General features: G+C 47.8%; 14 protein-coding genes and 2 pseudogenes. 7 read left to right on the top strand and 9 right to left on the bottom strand.

Features of this window, described 5'->3' with window-relative positions; all coding sequences use genetic code 11:
• Positions 1-88 precede the first annotated feature (88 nt).
• The 4 genes and pseudogenes from SPI9445_RS27255 to gshB form a co-directional block, all read right to left on the bottom strand.
• Complete coding sequence (locus SPI9445_RS27255; RefSeq protein WP_017303304.1) at positions 89-2,092, bottom strand: adenylate/guanylate cyclase domain-containing protein; 2,004 nt, start codon at positions 2,090-2,092, stop codon at positions 89-91.
• A gap of 184 nt (positions 2,093-2,276) precedes the next feature.
• Positions 2,277-2,665, bottom strand: a pseudogene (locus SPI9445_RS31310) (zinc ribbon domain-containing protein); the annotation flags it as partial.
• Positions 2,666-2,779: 114 nt separating this feature from the next.
• Positions 2,780-2,842 (bottom strand): annotated as a pseudogene (locus tag SPI9445_RS31920) (helix-turn-helix domain-containing protein); the annotation flags it as partial.
• A 105-nt stretch (positions 2,843-2,947) separates the two neighbouring features.
• A complete protein-coding gene (gshB, locus tag SPI9445_RS0103325) occupies positions 2,948-3,955 on the bottom strand; it encodes a glutathione synthase (RefSeq protein WP_017303302.1) in 1,008 nt (335 codons plus the stop codon).
• Between the two features lie 575 nt (positions 3,956-4,530).
• Here gshB and SPI9445_RS0103320 point away from each other — a divergent pair.
• Positions 4,531-5,967, top strand: coding sequence for an N-acetylmuramoyl-L-alanine amidase (locus SPI9445_RS0103320; protein ID WP_202803630.1), 1,437 nt, complete (start codon positions 4,531-4,533; stop codon positions 5,965-5,967).
• A 184-nt stretch (positions 5,968-6,151) separates the two neighbouring features.
• Here SPI9445_RS0103320 and SPI9445_RS0103315 read toward each other — a convergent pair whose 3' ends face one another.
• Positions 6,152-6,610 (bottom strand): phosphate-starvation-inducible PsiE family protein, encoded by a 459-nt coding sequence (locus SPI9445_RS0103315; protein ID WP_017303300.1) that lies wholly within the window; start codon positions 6,608-6,610, stop codon positions 6,152-6,154.
• Between the two features lie 201 nt (positions 6,611-6,811).
• Between SPI9445_RS0103315 and SPI9445_RS0103310 the strand changes: the two genes are divergently transcribed.
• Together SPI9445_RS0103310 and SPI9445_RS0103305 are read left to right on the top strand one after the other, a co-directional pair.
• Positions 6,812-8,464, top strand: a complete 1,653-nt coding sequence (locus SPI9445_RS0103310) for a glycosyltransferase family 39 protein (RefSeq protein WP_164674459.1) — start codon at positions 6,812-6,814, stop codon at positions 8,462-8,464.
• 279 nt (positions 8,465-8,743) lie between these two features.
• Complete coding sequence (locus tag SPI9445_RS0103305; protein WP_026079496.1) at positions 8,744-9,685, top strand: response regulator; 942 nt, start codon at positions 8,744-8,746, stop codon at positions 9,683-9,685.
• Positions 9,686-9,757: 72 nt separating this feature from the next.
• Here SPI9445_RS0103305 and SPI9445_RS30295 read toward each other — a convergent pair whose 3' ends face one another.
• Entirely contained in the window at positions 9,758-9,895 is a 138-nt protein-coding gene (locus tag SPI9445_RS30295) for a hypothetical protein (protein ID WP_164674458.1), read from the bottom strand.
• Here SPI9445_RS30295 and SPI9445_RS0103300 point away from each other — a divergent pair.
• Positions 9,894-10,460 carry a TIGR04376 family protein gene (locus SPI9445_RS0103300; RefSeq protein WP_017303297.1) on the top strand — a complete coding sequence of 189 codons (567 nt, stop codon included), beginning with the start codon at positions 9,894-9,896 and terminating at the stop codon, positions 10,458-10,460. The genes SPI9445_RS30295 and SPI9445_RS0103300 overlap by 2 nt on opposite strands.
• A gap of 26 nt (positions 10,461-10,486) precedes the next feature.
• On the opposite strand, the gene SPI9445_RS0103295 is transcribed toward SPI9445_RS0103300, so the two are convergent.
• Together SPI9445_RS0103295 and SPI9445_RS0103290 are read right to left on the bottom strand one after the other, a co-directional pair.
• Positions 10,487-10,687 carry a hypothetical protein gene (locus SPI9445_RS0103295; RefSeq protein WP_017303296.1) on the bottom strand — a complete coding sequence of 67 codons (201 nt, stop codon included), beginning with the start codon at positions 10,685-10,687 and terminating at the stop codon, positions 10,487-10,489.
• A 93-nt stretch (positions 10,688-10,780) separates the two neighbouring features.
• Positions 10,781-11,791 carry a phosphoribulokinase gene (locus tag SPI9445_RS0103290; protein ID WP_017303295.1) on the bottom strand — a complete coding sequence of 337 codons (1,011 nt, stop codon included), beginning with the start codon at positions 11,789-11,791 and terminating at the stop codon, positions 10,781-10,783.
• A 568-nt stretch (positions 11,792-12,359) separates the two neighbouring features.
• Between SPI9445_RS0103290 and petH the strand changes: the two genes are divergently transcribed.
• The 3 genes from petH (at position 12,360) to ftsH2 (ending at position 16,248) form a co-directional block, all read left to right on the top strand.
• A complete protein-coding gene (gene petH, locus SPI9445_RS0103285; protein ID WP_017303294.1) occupies positions 12,360-13,541 on the top strand; it encodes a ferredoxin--NADP reductase in 1,182 nt (393 codons plus the stop codon).
• A 185-nt stretch (positions 13,542-13,726) separates the two neighbouring features.
• Entirely contained in the window at positions 13,727-14,113 is a 387-nt protein-coding gene (locus tag SPI9445_RS0103280) for a hypothetical protein (RefSeq protein WP_017303293.1), read from the top strand.
• 248 nt (positions 14,114-14,361) lie between these two features.
• Positions 14,362-16,248: an ATP-dependent zinc metalloprotease FtsH2 gene (gene ftsH2 / locus SPI9445_RS0103275; protein ID WP_017303292.1), complete on the top strand. Its 1,887-nt coding sequence runs from the start codon at positions 14,362-14,364 to the stop codon at positions 16,246-16,248.
• A gap of 241 nt (positions 16,249-16,489) precedes the next feature.
• On the opposite strand, the gene SPI9445_RS0103270 is transcribed toward ftsH2, so the two are convergent.
• Entirely contained in the window at positions 16,490-17,527 is a 1,038-nt protein-coding gene (locus tag SPI9445_RS0103270; RefSeq protein WP_017303291.1) for an RpnC/YadD family protein, read from the bottom strand.
• Between the last annotated feature and the right edge of the window lie 5 nt (positions 17,528-17,532).

The raw sequence follows: 17,532 nt of genomic DNA, 5'->3' as shown, positions 1-17,532 counted from the left end.
GGGGAGAGTTCCCAGACTCCCGATTCCCGATTCCCGACTCCCCTATTCCCCATTCCCTAGCCTCACGATCAGACTGATTCAGCCAACCCTAATTAAAAGCTTGCTCATCATAACAACGCTCTAAATAAATTTGTGCGACGGAATCTTGAGGATTAACACTTAAACATTCCGCCAATAACTGAACAGCTTGGGGTAAATCTCCCATATAATAACACAGTAAAGCTTGCTCAAACCGAGTTTTAGTTTTCTGTTTTCCCTCATACACATCTGGGGGATCGGCATCAAAGACTTCAAACACAGAAACCTGTTCTGATTTTCCTTTAACAATCACCCGGTCAATTAACCGGATACCATATTCTGAACGATGGGAGAGTTTTAAAAAGGTTTGATGAGAAATTAACAAAGAAACACGATATAAACGGGTAAGACGTTCTAAACGAGAGGCTAAATTAACTGTATCACTCACCACCGTCCCATCCATGTGTCGATTGCCGCCCACGGTGCCTAACATTAAATGACCTGTATTAATACCAATGCCAATACTAATGGGGGTTCGTTCTCGTTTATGACGATGTTGATTGTAAGAGGCTAGACGTTTTAACATAGACACCCCCGCTTGTACTGCATCATCAGCACTGCCACTAAAAAGTGCCATAATTTCATCCCCAATATACTTATCAATAAATCCACCATTTTGTGTAATAGCCGGTTCCATGCGAGATAAATAAGCATTGAGAAATTTAAAGTTATCGGCCGGGGTCATTTGCTCGCTAAAGGTGGTAAAGTTGCGGATATCTGCAAAAAGTACAGACATTTCTTTTTCTACCGCGTCGCCTAATTCCACCTCAATGATGCTGTCTTTTTCAAGGAAGCGTAAAAACTGATTCGGCACAAAGCGCTCATAGGCGGCGTTCAGTTGGCGCATTTGGGTATTACTGGCTTCTAACTGTACGAAAGATTCCTGTAACTGGTGGGACATTTGTTGTAGGAGTTGGGCGAGTTCTCCGAGTTCATCACGATTGGCGATCGCTAAAGGTGAATCCCATTCGCCCTGACTCAAGCGCCGCACGGTTTCCTGAAGCATAGACAGGGAAAAAACGATCCGCCGTTGGGTAAACGCCAGAATATTAAAAACCAGTGCCAAAACAGCCAATAAAACGAATAGCCAGAGAACCGTTACTAATAACAAAGCCGTGGCAAATTCTCCGGCGGGTTGTTCAACCACCACAAACCAAGGCACCACTTCTAAACGTTGCACAGAAGCCACCACAATGCGGCCAATTACGCCCCGGTAGCCATTAAAGCCAGAACGACTCATCTCTAGGGGAGAACGTCCCACAACGTCTTTTAAGTAAATATTGGGTTGTTGGGAGCGTCGTTCAGCAATGGCGATAATTTGCCCCTCGTCATCGGTGAGATACACATATCCAGCCTCACTGGGTCGAATGTGTCCGGTTAGAGTCCACAAGGCCATTAAGTCCACGCGCACGGTGAGAGTGCCGAGGGAGTCCCAGGCAGCATTCTGAACAGGTGTACTTAAATCAATATAGGGGGAATTGTCTGCAAATTGAATGGGACTGAGTTGAACAGCTTTGTGGGAGTAGGTTTCTAGGTTTTCATGGCGGGTGAAGGGGTGAACCGTTGCACCTTGATGATGCTGTTCAAGAATAGTACCGTCTGGGGTGGTGAGCCAAATGGCGAAAAATTCGGGATTGCGTTGCAACATCGTCTGGATGATTTGACCACGGTTGTTGCTGACACCGAGGGAGGCACTGGTTGCGACTAAATCACTTTTAATGTCTAGGAGGGCTAAATCCACATTGCGGGCAGCTTGGGCTCCAGCGCGGTCTAGTTTACGTTTGACCCGTTCTACACTGGTGGTTAGGCCCAAGGACATGGCCGTGAGGAGGCCGAGTAAAGCGGTTAAGCTCAGGAGAATCACCCGTCGAGTGATCTGTTGACTCAAAGAGTCTCGGCGTTGTCCTGATGCGGTTTTAGCCTGATGTGGGGGTTTCCCTTGGCGATTCTCTTTCCGAGACGCTGCGCGATCGCGACTCACTCTCATCTCCTCCCCACTCAGGCTGTTTCCCATTGAAGCTATTCCTATTTTCGCTCAATTTCCTGAAGCCATCGCAATGAAATTATTGCGGTTTGGCATTGAGGAGGAGTAGATGCAAACGAAAAGCGAGTTCACACAGAGCGACCTGATTGGCACCACTCAAGTGACATCCTCCCGACACCGACCCTAGGGGTACGGTGCGGGCTTCCCCATATCACTATGAGGCTTTCCTGTTTCTACGGGAGGCTCTAGATGTCTTTTTAGGGACATCCCCGTTCGCGTTCACTTCGCGGAGCGTCACGAAGTGAACATGCACTCGTTGAGACAAGTCTTTCTTACCAGTCACTACACCACAACTCGGACAAATTTGGCTAGTGAAATTAGCATCAACTTTCTCCAAATAAACATCTCGTTTCCAAGCCACGTGCTTTAATACCTCTAGAAAACCCCCAAAGCCAGCATCAAGGGTAGGTTTACACAACATCCCCCTAGACGCTGACTTTGAAGTTCCAAGAAAAACTTAGGTCTAGCTATTAATTCCCCCTGAGATGTTGCTATAAACTTTTCAAGTCCCAAATCAATCCCTAGAGATTTTCCTTTGCTACGCAACGCTTTGCTACGCAACGCTTCGCGTTCGCGAAGCGTCACGAAGTGAACGCGAACGCGAACGCGAACAGCCAAGGCATAATTATATACCCCTCGACAGATTTCTAGCCAGTCAAGTAATTCTTTTTCTTGACTGGCATCTGGATAAATTCTGTAGCAATAGTTGAGGTTTAACACGAATAGTAGCTGATTGACCTGAACCTATTATAAAATATCTAGGGATAAATCGTCACTCCCTAGTAAATGATTGTTGGTTAATTTTCGGGGCATCGAACCCCTCAATTAACCGTCTTTCATGCCGACACTGACATTCGTACAGTGCGGGGCTTCCCGACGATGAGCTAACCAGTCAATGACTTGTTTCCCTAAAGATACCCCATCTAAACGGTCAATTTCTCGCACTCCGGTGGGACTGGTGACATTCACTTCCGTCAGGTAGCCCCCAATGACATCTAACCCTACAAAGTATAAACCATCCGCTTTAAGGGAGGGGGCAACGGTGGCGCAAATCTCCCGATCTCGCTCGGTAATCTCGGCTTTAGCGACTCGCCCCCCGACGGCCATATTGCCGCGAAATTCTTGGCCGGTGGGGATGCGGTTCACGGCTCCGATGGGTTGACCATCGAGTAAGATGATCCGTTTGTCCCCTTCACGGGCCGCTGGGAGGTACTGTTGCACCATGACAGGTTCTTGTCCCCATTTGGTGCTAACTTCAATCAGGGAATTGAGATTGCGATCGCCTGCTTCCAAGAACAAAATTCCCTCGCCCCCTTTCCCCCCCAAGGGTTTCAACACTGCCGCTCCCTTTTGGGCTACAAAGTCTAAGATCACGCTTTTGGCTTGGCTGACAATGGTTTCAGGAATCACACTAGGGAAGTTCAAAGCGTACAGTTTCTCATTAGCCGCTTGTAGGCCTCGGGGGTGGTTGAGAACCCGTGTTTTGTTGGGATCAATCAGGTCTAAAATCTGGGTAGTGTAGAGGTAGGGAACCGTCACCGGGGGATCTTTGCGCATGAAAACCCCATCCATTGTGGTGAGTGGTTGCAGGGTGCCGTGGCCTTGTTCATACCAAGATTTAGAAGTCATCCAGCGTTCCCCCACCAATTCAACGGGAGTTAGGGAAACGGGAGACAACAGCGCCCAAGCTTCCCCTTGTACGACGCTCAACTGTTGAACTTCGGTAATATAAACCTCATGCCCCAACATTTGAGCGGCTTCCATCAGAGCTACACTGGTATCGTGACCCGGATCTAATTGAGCAATGGGGTCAATAATAAAAGCAAATTTCATAAGGCGTTGGCATAACGGACGAGAGGCTGTTCTCTTAGTGTACCTTGTCTGTTGCAAGAAGGCTGGCGCTTGATTTCCCGACACAAGCGACTGCAAGAACTGAAACGTTCCGGTTTTGCCCCAAACCCCTCGAAAGAGGAGAATGTTGAGTCACCATTCATCCCCTCTTAACCTTCTTTTCCTTGGGTTGCCAAGGAAATATATAGCTAGTCCTAATGAGACGTGAACTCTGGGCTATTGTCCTATCTTGATGACAGGCAAGCATTTTTTGCACGACTTAGGTAGTTGGCTATATGCCCCGTCTTGATTTTAAGTCGATTGGGGGTAACTTTCATCAGCCAAATGCAGGATAAAAAATTATTTATAGGAATCTTTTTAATCAGTTTGCCGTCTAAACTAAAGAACTGAATCAGAAAGCAAAAAGGCTGACTAGCTCAAATTTGTAGAGGTATAATTTTCCCTACAAACTTCTTTCTATTGGTCTTATTCTTAAGGCTCAGGCTGACGTTCTCTTGTTGTCAATCAAAAGGTTTAATCTTCTTCTCATGCAATCTCACTGGCTTATTTTAGGGACAATGACAGCAGGCGCAACCCTCCTATGTGCCTCTACCGCAGACGCAGCTAATTTAGTTTCTTGGCAATTTGATAGTCACCAAAATCGCCTAACTTTTAACACCGATGCTAGGGTACAACCTCGCGCCCAAGTTATTGCTAATCCTAGCCGTTTAGTGATTGATTTACCCGGTACTCGTTTAGGACGAGCGACCATGAATCAAAATGTGGGCGGGGTAGTTCAAAGTGTCAGAGCAGGTCAATTTAATGCCGATACTGCCCGTTTAGTGGTGGAATTTGCCCCCGGTTATGCTATTGATCCCAATGGGGTGCGAGTGGTGGGGAGAACCCCCAATCAATGGACGGTAGAGTTGCCCAATCCTACTCGTTTGGTGTCCAATGTCAGCAGTGCGGGGGCCTCTTTAGCGGGGTTACAAATTACCCAGAATGGTTTGTTTTGGCGGTTTGACTCCAGTCAAAGCGCAGATCCTAGGGTCTTGGTTAATCGTAGCCGCGATCGCCGACAAATTTTCATCGACCTAGATGGCCTGGCCCTATCCCAAGCCGGAAGCCAAGCCATTGGCCGCTACGGAGTCCGTCAAGTCACCGCACAACAGGCCTCTGTATCCCCCCCCATCACCCGCCTTACTTTAGACGTCACCGAAGATAGCCCAGACTGGATTGCTTCGGTTAGTCGTGGGGGAGTAGCCATCGTTCCCTTGGGGGGCATGATGGCGATTCGCGATGATACCCCCAGCCCCATTGTGGCTAATCCTGTGGTCAATACCCCCCAACCTCCCACAGGTAGCGTCCAGGTTCCCCCTCCCGTCAATCCTCAGCCCACCCCACCCACTCCCGCCCCACCCCCTCCCGCCCCCACTCCCGCCCCTCGTCCTCCAGTGTCTAACAGTCGAGTCCGAGTGACCATTGACCCCGGACATGGAGGCAGAGATCCCGGTGCTGTTGGTATTGGCGGTTTACGAGAATCCGATGTGATTTTACCGATTTCTCAGGAAGTCGCCCGGATTTTAGAACGAAATGGGGTGATGGTACAGATGACCCGCGCTAATGATACTTTTGTCACCTTAGAGGGACGGGCGGCGATGGCTAATCGCAATCGTTCAGATTTATTTGTGAGTATTCACGCCAATTCGGCGGGGAATCGTCCGACGGTGAATGGGGCGGAAACCTTCCACCATCCGGGGAGTACAGGGGGTTATCGGTTGGCCGAAAGTATTCAAAGCCGAATTATCCGCCAAACGGGGATGAATAACCGAGGGGTAAAACAGGCCAATTTCTACGTTTTGCGGAATACGGCTATGCCTGCGGCTTTAGTGGAGGTGGGGTTTGTGACGGGAAGTGCTGATGCGGCACGGTTACGGAATCCTAGTTTTCGCTCTCAAATGGCTCAGGCGATCGCAGATGGTATTCTCGACTATATCCGACGCTATGGCGTTTAGCTATAGCAATTTCCCTATTGGTGAGGTACAGAGTCTCTAGTTTGAGGGAACAGGGAACAGAGCGTCTAACAAAGGTCTACCTCATGAGTCACGAAAATGCTATACCATTCCTAAGCCTTCAACAGGATCTGCTCTAAATTGACATCCTCAGACCCTAATGAGATGTGAACTTTGGGCTGTTGTCCTACTTGCGATTATGTGACCGAACAATGGCATAACTCAACGCCAACAAAAACACCGCGATAGACATGGCAATTAAATCCCCACTGGATTTTTTCTCAATGTCAAAAATGATAATCTTTCGGGCAACGGCAATCAGAGAAGTCATGATGACTAACTCCAACTGAATGGCGTTATTTTGTAGATAGGCGGTAATGTTTTCTAGAATTTCTAAGGCGATTAAAATGTTTAAAAACAGACCAAAGACTTTAAATAATTGGGCAACAAAAGGGGTAGAAGCCCCAACAAAAAGCTCTGTAAAGAGAAAAATAGACAACTCGTAGATGGCGAAAAAAATCACCACCACCATTAATAAAGCTAAGAGTTTAGACACCAGACTTTCAATCTGGTGTAAAAAATTTAAAAAGTTTTGGTTTTCCTTGGAAGTTGTCAATAACTTAACCAGTCTGCGGAAGTAGAGCATTAAGAGGGTGAGGAAAAGGTAGGCGAGGGGTGGGATTAGCGTTAAGATCCGCTAGGAGTGCTAGGGTTTAAAAATATTATCCGGCTGCTCTTGACAAAATCACACCATTAAGCTACAAAGTTGGTCGTCATTCAATCAAGAATGGTGGATACTATACCATAGTCAACAGAAGCATAGTTAACCGATCAAAAAGAACTGGTTTTGCATTACCTAATCCTGACTTTAATCCTAACTTTTGGCGCAGTTTTGCGGTTTTGGCGACTGGAGAGTAAGCCTCTGTGGGTGGATGAGGTGATCACGGCCATTTTTAGCTTAGGCCAAAGTTTCCAAACGGTTCCGGTGAATCAGGTTTTGTCCTTAACGGAGGTGCAAAATGTCTTGCGGCTAAATCCCGAGGCGAGTTGTTTAGATATTGCCCGAACTTTGGCGACGGAATCCACCCATCCCCCGTTATTTTTCTGTGTGCTGCATGAGAGTTTAGTGATGTTGCAAGGTTGGGGGATGCCCCTAGAGTGGCAATTGCGGGCTTTATCGGCGGTTTTTGGCGTAGTTGCGATCGCCGCCCTCTATCTCCTCAATCGTTTAGCCTTTGACAAAAAAGCCGCACTCCTTGGCGCGTCAGTGATGGCGGTTTCTCCCTTTGCCGTCTACCTCTCCCAAGAAGCCCGCCATTATACCTTCCCCCTCGTCTTAATTACCCTCAGTCTCTGTTATTGGCTGAAAATTTGCCAAGATATCCAACAACAACACCCCCCCAGATTAGGGTTATGGTTGGGCTGGGGATGTACCAGCGTTTTAAGCCTCTATGCCCATTATTTTGGCGCTCTCGCCCTCGTTGCCCAAGGTTTAACCCTTCTGGTCGTCCTCTACCAACATCGGGGCTGGATGGGCAAAATTTGGCGGAGTTTTGTCTGGCCCGGATTAGTATTTTGTTTACCCTTTAGCCTGTTATTGCCCTGGTTGCCCCTCATCCTAGCCCATTCCACCAGCCCTAAAACCAGTTGGCTGGGACGACCGGATCTCATTTCCCCTGTGACCCAAACTTTAGCCGGATGGACGGTTTTTCTGGTCAGTCTCCCAGTGGAAAATCAACCCCTCTGGGTACAAATTCCCGCCGCCTTGCTGACCCTAATCTGTGTGATTTGGGCAATACAAGCTACCATCCGCCGTCTACACCTGTTAAAAGCCCATCCCAGCCTTTTCCTCCTCCTCAGTTACATTTTCTGGGTACTGCTGCAATTTTTCTTGATCATCTACGGGTTGGGCAAAGATATCAGCATTGCTCCCCGCTACAATTTCGTGTATTTTCCCGCCCTTTGCGCCGTCTTGGGGGTGGCTTTCACGGTAGTTTTGCCAGATTTACCCCCAGCACTCCCGAAAGCCTCTAGGCGGCTGTTTCCCCTAGCCGCTTGGCTGTTATTGGGCATGGGAACCGTTAGTAGTCTCTGCACCCTGTACAATCTCGCCTTTCAAAAACCCTACGCCCCGGAACTCATTGCCCAACAATTCACCGCTTCGGGGGGAAAAATGCTCTTTATCATGGCTTATTTTGACACTTTAACCCTCGCCGTGGGTTTAAGTTATGGTTTAGCCTTGAAACGATTACCTCCCCCTCAACCTACCCTTGAGGTAGCCCTGATGACTGTGGAGGAAGATTATCACACAGTATGGCCGGCGATCGCACAACTGGCCACCCATCCCGAAATTTTCTGGTTTATGGCCCCCGGTATGGTCAAAGAAACCTATCCCCCCCAACTGGCCTTAGCCAATCAAGTCGTCTGTGTCATGGATGATTCAGAATATCATCGCCTCGGTTTCCCTTACCAACTCTACCGTTGTCCCCCCTTGCCCTGAGTAGAGAATTTCTAGAAATTCTGGGAATTCCCCCCCTTATGGCACAAGATTCTACAATCCCACGATAAAATTAGACTTGGGTATCAACTCGGTTGAACAACTGTGTGAATTGGGAATCAACGAGGACCATCCCGGTGTATTCAAAATACCAATGGGGTAGATTAGAAAGAAACTCAGACCTTCAGGGCTGCATAATGGTTTGACCTGAGTATAGAGGTGTAGTAAGCCATGTCAATCTCTGATAATCTGCCCAGTCAGCCCTCGCTATGACATATCCCTATGAGTAATATTTTCGCCGATCTCGATAATGTAACGCGCCAGATCAAGAGCATGGAACGCAAAAAGAAACCTAAAATGCTGGTTGTTGACGATGAGCCGGATAATCTCGATCTGCTCTATCGCACCTTTCGCCGAGACTTCCGGGTGTTTAAAGCCGATAGTGGAGTAAGCGCCCTAGATGTTCTTAAACAAGAGGGAGAAGTGGCGGTTATTATCTCTGACCAGAGAATGCCGGAAATGAAGGGGACTGAGTTTTTAAGTAAAACTGTGCCGGATTTTCCCGACACGGTACGGATTATTCTCACGGGCTTTACAGACGTAGAGGATTTGGTCGAAGCGATTAATTCGGGTCAGGTTTATAAGTATATTACTAAACCCTGGGATCCCAACGAGTTAAAGGTGGTGGTGGAACGCGCCGCAGAAACCTATGACTTGTTGAAACAGCGCACCGATGAACTCAAGCGCGCCCATGAACAGGCTACTCTATTATCTGCGATCGCCCAAGTCGCCCAAGAGTTCACCTCTCCTGATGACTGTCTCCCCCCCCTCGCCAAAGCCTTTAATCAAAGTTTCTCCGCCGATGGTTGTATTTTGCAAAAAGTCAGCAATGGCCAATTAGGGCTACAAGGGAAGTATGCCCCCCAAGGAGATCCCCCCATTACTCTTGAAAATGATCCCTTAGTGGCTGAAGTCCTCCGTTCCCAACAATCTCAAGTTTGGCTGGCCACCGCAGGATCACCACCGGAAGGGGCGGAACAGTACACTAGCACCGGGGTACAAGTGCATCTCGTGTTCCCCCTCATCTATCGGGGAAAAATGTTGGCCCTGTTATCCCTTCAGTGGACGACTTCTGCCAAGCCTGATGAAAATGAAATCAAGCTGATTCACCTCGCCACTCAACAAGCGGTTTTAGCGTTAACGGCTGTACAAGTGAATGGGTGAAATTAAGGGAAGGGGAAGGGGGAGCAGGGGAGCAGGGGAGCAGGGGAGCAGGGGAATAGCTAAAACTTTTGACTATTGCCTTTTCCCGACACCCGATTCCCGATTCCCGATTCCCGACACCCTAGGGCGCAAGCATTGCGCCCCTACACCGACTCCCGACTCCCGACTCCCGACTCCCGATTCCCGTTCCCCGTTCCCTATTCCTATCATGAGTATTTTTGACGATGTTAGCCGCTTTCTGGAATCTCAACTGGATGAGTTTTTAAAAAATAATCCTCATCTAGAACTGCAAGCCATTGAAGAACAATTACGAGAACAGGAAATCAAAACTCAACGGCTCATTAGTGACCTCAAAAGCCAACAGCAACAACTACAAGATCAGATATTGGCGATCGCAGAAGATATTAAACGCTGGCATCAGCGCATCGCCAAAGCCGAAGCCGCCGGACGAGTAGACCTCGCCCAAAGCGCCCAAGAACGAAAAGCCGCCCTCCTCCGCCAAGGAAACCAACTTTGGGGACAACGGGCCAGTGTCGGGGAAAGTCTCGCCAAAGCCGAAGAACTCCTCCAACAAACACGGCACAAACGCCAAGAAGTACAAGCGGAACTCAAAAAAGTCCAGCAAACCCCTCCCCAAAGTAACAACAGTTCTACCTCCGGTTGGAATCAGGGAGTCCCCTACAATCGCCCCCCTCAAGGTGTGGATTCCGTAGAAGACCGTTTTCGCGAGTGGGAAATTGAGCAGGAATTAAATAACCTCAAGCGGAATTTATAGTTCTAGCAAGCCTTAATTATTAATTATTAGTTATCAATCTTCAAGGACTGCTCCTTGCGCTCCTCATCCAAGGACAAGGACCGAGGAATAAACTCCCGATTGGATGCGATCGCCAAAAACACCCCCACCCCCACATAAACCCACAACGGCACCGTCACCGACTGTAACCAACCGTAGAGTTCAACCAGTCCAAACAACAGACCAAAACTCACCATCCAAACCCGCATAACTCACTCCCAGCACTGAATCCCTTAATAATAGATGGGGGTGCATTGCTACACCCCCATGACCGTCATTCCGACTCGTGTGGTTTAATTCCTCTAGACTTGAGCAGCTACCTTGCGATCGCCTTCCGCTTCCTTGGTCAGCGCCTCATAAGTCGCCCGCATCTTCAGACCCACCAACACCTGGAACATCCCCGTCCCATTATCAGAACCCGGATAATCCTTGTGTTTCAGCAACAATTCCGTCATCTCGCCCGTGTAACGAGTCGAAGTATTGCTCAGATGACTTTCCACATAAATCATCTCTTCGAGGTTATCAAATTTCCCATCCACTTCAAGAATAGAAACCTCATTGCCCATAAAACTATCCGGCCCATAGTACAACTTAATCCCCGGATAATTACAGGTTAACTTCCGTCCACAAGGCCGCCAGTCAATCGTAGACCCCTCATCAAACAGATAAACCGGATTGAAGTGAGGGATTCCTTCCTTCTCAATTAAACGTACCCGGAGATACTTACTCTCCTTATCCTCAATCAACTGAGTCGGCAGAACCTGAATCACCACATCCGCATATTGTTTTTGCGGCTCAATATAGGCGCTAAAATCAGGCTTCCGGGCATTAATCGACGCGATGACATCCTCATAGGTATGACCCCGTTCCGCCATATCCCGTTGGATTTTCCAGTTAATTTTCACCTCGTCGCTGATATCCAGATAAACTCCGAAATCAATCAAACTACGAACCCGCTCATCAAACAGAGGGTGTAGTCCTTCCACCACAATCACCTTATTCGGCTCAATGCGTTCGGGAGGATCAATTTCCCCCGTTTCGTGATTATAAATCGGTTTATCAATTGCCTTGCCTTCTTTGAGCGCCTTAATCTGCTCATACATCAAGTCAAAATTGTTCGCCTTGGGATTCAACGCCGTGACCCCGGCCGCTTTTCTACCCTTGCGGTCTAAACTGTGATAGTCATCCAAACAGATAACCGTCATAAACTCTTCGCCAAACAAATCCGTTAAGCGACGTAAAAAAGTAGATTTTCCACAACCTGAGTCACCTGCGACTCCAATGACAACCACACGGTCTGATTGAGTGATCATACGTTCCCTCTATTACAAAACTAATTATCTTAAATAGCCTTCAGCAAGAAGTTCAGTGCAAAAGCCTAGAGCTTGTCCCGTTTGTTGTACGCTCGGCCGTCATAAGAACTTAACCCAAGCAACCCCCACAACTGCATTGTTCATGACAACAAACGCAGCCCAACTTTATGTAGGTATTTAGTCCTAGGGACTTCAAGGGAATTTTACCAGAACAGGCACTCCCCTACAAGGCTGTGTGGCAAGGGAATAATCCTGCCCAGTTCTTATGCTACGGTAGCTTGTGCATTTTTGCTAAAAAAAAGTAAAAATGAAGCGACTTTTACAAAATCGTGTATCAACTCCGACTACCTTCTAGGGAGACACTGCCACGACGAGGAAACATTTTAGGCGACCCGCCAACATTCATGGGATAGCCCTGCAATGTTAGTCTGAATAATAGTGTGTTTGTGATGAGGGTCAAACCGTGGCACTTCTCCCCCCGACAGATTCGAGGGGACAATTAGCGCGAAACCTGAACCCAAACTCAGATTACACGCCTATTCATCGTAAGTTGGGAGACTTAGAAGGAATGTACGGAGCTAGTGCGGGTTCCACCGCGAACTCTCAGGCCACAAGCCGGATGTTTGTTTATGAAGTTGCAGGTCTGCGTCAAAACGAACAAACCGACCAACAAAACTATCCCGTTCGTCAAAGTGGCAGTGTCTTCATCACTGTGCCTTACCGTCGGATGAACGAGGAAATGCGCCGAATTACTCGGTTAGGAGGAAAAATCCTCAGCATCAAGCCGTTGAACACCAATGGTGAGGTTACAGGTTATGTTCCTGCTCAGACAGAACCCAGTAAACCTATGACTCAGACCGAGCATAAACCTGTTCAAATCCCTGTTAATATCTATAAGCCGAAAAACCCCTATATCGGGAAGTGCATAGAAAACACCGAGTTAGTCCGCGAAGGGGGTGTAGGAACAGTTCGCCACTTGACCTTTGATATTTCAGGCGGGGACTTACGCTATCTTGAAGGACAAAGTATCGGGATTATTCCCCCCGGTGCTGATGAGAAAGGAAAACCCCATAAATTGAGACTCTACTCCATCGCCTCCACCCGTCACGGCGACCATGTAGACGACAAAACCGTGTCCCTGTGTGTGCGTCAACTGGAATACCAACACCCTGAAACCGGGGAAACCGTCTATGGTGTTTGTTCCACTCACCTGTGTAACCTAGAAGTCGGTGCAGATGTGGCTATTACCGGCCCAGTCGGGAAAGAAATGCTCTTACCTGACGATGAAAACGCCACCATTATCATGTTAGCCACCGGAACCGGAATCGCGCCGTTCCGCGCCTTCCTCTGGCGGATGTTCAAGGAAAACAATCCAGAATATAAATTCAAAGGTTTAGCCTGGTTAATTTTCGGTATTCCCTATTCTGCCAATATTCTTTACCAAGAAGAATTAGAGCGGTTAGCGGCAGAATTCCCCGAGAATTTCCGGTTAACCTATGCCATCAGTCGCGAACAACAAAACGCTGAAGGTGGCAAAATGTACGTTCAAAGCCGCGTGAGTGAGTATGCTGACGAAATCTTTGAAATGTTACGCCGTCCTAATACTCACCTGTATATGTGCGGTTTGAAAGGCATGGAACCCCCCATTTCCCAAACCTTTACGGATGAAGCTGGGAAACGCGATATGAATTGGGATGAGTTCCGTAAACAACTGAAGAAAGAAGAACGCTGGCACGTTGAAGTTTACTAATCAGACCCTCAATTTTTCTGAGTTCTTCTTGAATCCGATTTAGTTAAAATACGTTTGTTGCTTTAGGTGTTCCTTGCCAGCGCAAACGTATTTTTTTATACGCCAAATACAGAACCCGTTTCCAATGTGCAAAGGCTAGTATTGAAGGGGACAGCGAACAAGGATTAGGAAACAGGAGATTTATTATGGAAATCATTCTAACCATTGCCTTGATGGTTTTGGCTGCTATTTTGCTCCCTAAAGAACTAAATTTAATCTATCGTTTTATGATCCACCATCGCCCCCTGTGGTTGGCTTGGACTTTAGGAATATTGATGATTCTAGGAGGGGTAGATGCTTTAGTGAAAACCCAGTTCTTTGATGCTTTTTTCGGGTTTTGTTGGTTTCTTTGGCTTTGTCCTCCTGTTTATGAGCATCTGTTAGAGCGCAAGCTAATTAATCCTGTTAAACAACGATGGAATATTCAGTTAGAATCCTATATTCTGGTTTTCTTGTTTAGTTTGTACTTTGCCGGAGGTGAGGGGTTCGCAAAACTCTATTTATTGATAACAAGCCATAGTGCTTTTAAGTAAAACACTATTTACTCACATGAATATAAAATTATATTAAATTCTTCTAAGATTCTCCCCCTCCTTGCGAGAAAGATGAGAATTACGTTAAATTTAGTTAAGCGAGCTTGGCAATTGTTACCTGTATTCAGTAAAGGACTCATTTTTGTCAAACCATTATCTGCTCGGCTCGACCCCGAAAAGGGCGGATTGATTAAAAAAATCTTTTTGAAATCATCGCCTAAAAGAACCTATACGCGAGACATTAAGCAATGAAACCATCTTTGAGAGTCATCTTACTTTGGACCTTACCCGCCCTCGTCATTGGGTTTTTCCTCTGGCAAGGGACGTTTGCCTCTAACACCAACGACTTAGGGAATAATGCCGCGAATACTCGGATGTCCTATGGTCGCCTGTTGGAGTACCTCGACGCGCACCGTGTCACCAGTGTAGACCTCTATGAGGGGGGACGCACGGCAATTGTGCAGGCGATTGATCCTCAATTAGATAGTCGTCTACAACAGTTTCGGGTGGATTTACCTGCCAGCGCACCGGAATTGATTGCGAAGTTACGGGAAGAGGGGGTCGCTTTAGCGTCTCATCCCACGCGCAATGATGGGGCGTTATGGGGCTTTTTGGGCAATTTAATTTTCCCTTTGTTGTTGATTGGGTCTTTGTTCTTCTTGTTCCGTCGTTCGAGCAATATTCCTGGTGGTCCGGGTCAAGCCATGAGTTTTGGTAAGTCTCGGGCGCGTTTCCAAATGGAAGCGAAAACGGGGGTTTTGTTTGATGATGTGGCCGGGATTGATGAGGCGAAGGAGGAGTTACAAGAGGTGGTGACGTTCCTCAAACAACCGGAACGCTTTACGGCGGTGGGGGCGCGCATTCCGAAGGGGGTGCTGTTAGTGGGGCCTCCGGGGACGGGGAAAACGTTGTTGGCGAAGGCGATCGCAGGTGAGGCCGGAGTTCCCTTTTTCAGCATCTCTGGGTCGGAGTTTGTGGAGATGTTTGTTGGGGTTGGGGCTTCTCGGGTGCGCGATTTGTTTAAGAAGGCCAAGGAAAATGCTCCCTGTTTAATCTTCATTGATGAAATTGACGCGGTAGGCCGTCAACGGGGCGCTGGGATTGGGGGCGGTAATGATGAACGGGAACAAACCCTCAACCAGTTATTAACGGAAATGGACGGTTTTGAGGGGAATACGGGCATTATTATCATTGCGGCGACTAACCGCCCGGATGTGTTGGATGCGGCGCTGTTACGTCCCGGCCGTTTTGACCGTCAGGTAATTGTAGATGCACCGGATTTGAAAGGCCGTCTGCGGATTTTAGAAGTTCATGCCCGCAATAAGAAGTTAGATCCGGATATTTCCATTGAAACTATTGCGCGCCGGACTCCGGGGTTCACGGGGGCTGATTTGGCGAACTTGCTCAATGAGGCGGCGATTTTAACCGCCCGACGACGGAAAGAGGCGATCACGTTGTTGGAAATTGATGACGCGGTGGATCGGGTTGTCGCGGGGATGGAAGGGACTCCTTTAGTGGATAGTAAGAGCAAGCGGCTGATTGCTTACCATGAGGTGGGTCACGCTATTGTGGGGACTTTGGTCAAAGACCATGATCCGGTGCAGAAAGTGACGCTAATTCCTCGGGGACAAGCCCAAGGGTTAACTTGGTTTACGCCCAATGAGGAGCAGGGGTTAATCACTCGTTCTCAACTGATGGCGCGGATTGCTGGGGCAATGGGCGGCCGTGCGGCGGAAGAGGAGGTGTTCGGTGATGCGGAAGTGACTACCGGGGCCGGGGGTGATTTACAACAGGCGACTTCGATGGCGCGGCAAATGGTGACTCGTTTTGGGATGAGTGATTTGGGGCCGTTGTCGTTGGAGGAACAAATGGGTGAGGTGTTCTTGGGCAATGGTTTAATGAATCGGGCGGAATATTCTCAGGCGATCGCCACCAAAATTGATGACCAAGTGCGTTTAATCTTAGAACATGGCCATCAAATGGCGCGCCACCTGGTACGGGATAACCGCGTGGTGGTGGATCGTTTAGTGGATTTACTGATTGAAAAAGAAACCATCGACGGCGAGGAATTCCGCCAAATTGTCGCCGAGTACACGGAAGTCCCGGAAAAGGAACAGTTTGTTCCTCAACTTTAGAGTGTGAAGTCTCCGTAGGTTGGGTGGAGCGACAGCAAAACCCAACACGCCCAGATTAAAAGATATAGAAACCTCGTTTCTGGCAAGATGTAGGCAAAGAACGAGGGCATGAAAGAAACCCGGTTTCTCTGTTTATTGCCCTGTATTAGGGGAAAAACAAGCAGAAATCGGGTTTCTTTTGGGTCTGCTCAACCCGTCCGTTTTTTCTTGGAAAACGTACAAGGTTTTTGGGGATAGCAGTTCAGGCAGAAAACTGTTCCCTAACCATTCCCTCGAACGTATCAAGAGAATCTACTGTAATGGATTGTCGAAGGAGAGAGGACAGGACAGCTTTCTCCTCAATTTGATTGAGTAACTCTACAAGGGTTTCAGGAACCGAGCTAAAACGGACTTCTAACACCTCTAGAATGGCTTCTCGACTCTTTCGGAGAACTCCTTGTTCAATTCCCCGTTCAATTCCCCGTTCAATTCCCTGTTCAATTCCCTGTTCAATTCCCTGTTGCAATCCCTCTTCACGGGCGAAACGTTCAATACTGGTGATATAGGGCATTTTACTTTCCTCCTCAAAACGAACCATTTCTCTTTGAAATCCCGACTGAAACTGTTCCGGCAAGGTCATCATCCAGTCAATCAGTCGGAATAACTCTAGTATATCTGCTCGCTCATAACCCCGTTGATACAAACTCTTGGCTATTCTTAATTTCTCCCGATACCGACGATTGGGGTCTTTCGCACTGGCTTGGGTTTCTCGGTGCGCTAGCACTATCACGGCAAAGGGATTAGAACTGGCTTCTAGGGTTTCTCTGCTATAGTCTAGGAGCTTGACTATGGGGAACTCTAAGGTAAGTCTACCCCCTAAAAACCCGTAGCTGTAGTTATCTGGTCGCCAGCTTTCTTGCTCATCGGCTAAAACGGCTAAACTTAACACCGGACAGCGATGTACGTCGTAAATTCGGCTGTTGTAAATGTAAATCCGTTCGGGAAAGGAAATCTGGACTTGACTCTGCACTTCAATATGAATCAGAATCCAGATTTCCTGACCATTTTTGAGCCGAACTTTCACCAGTTTATCGGCATCTCTCCGCCCGGTTTCAGTTTCTCGGACGATTTGCTGGAATTCTTTGTCTAGAAATTCGTAGTTTTTACTCCAGTCAATGCCTTCATAAACGTGGGGAAAAAAGAATTCTAAAAAGTCGGGAAAGTAGAGGGAAATGGCTTCTTTCCAAGGGGAATCATAATCGGCACGTTGTTGGTCGGTCATGGGGGGAGTTGTAGCCATTCTGA

This window comes from Spirulina subsalsa PCC 9445 (genome assembly GCF_000314005.1).
Taxonomy (GTDB): Bacteria; Cyanobacteriota; Cyanobacteriia; order Cyanobacteriales; family Spirulinaceae; genus Spirulina_A; species Spirulina_A subsalsa.
The sequence above is the reverse complement of the archived record's forward strand: the minus strand, read 5'-3'. Positions and strand labels throughout refer to the sequence as shown.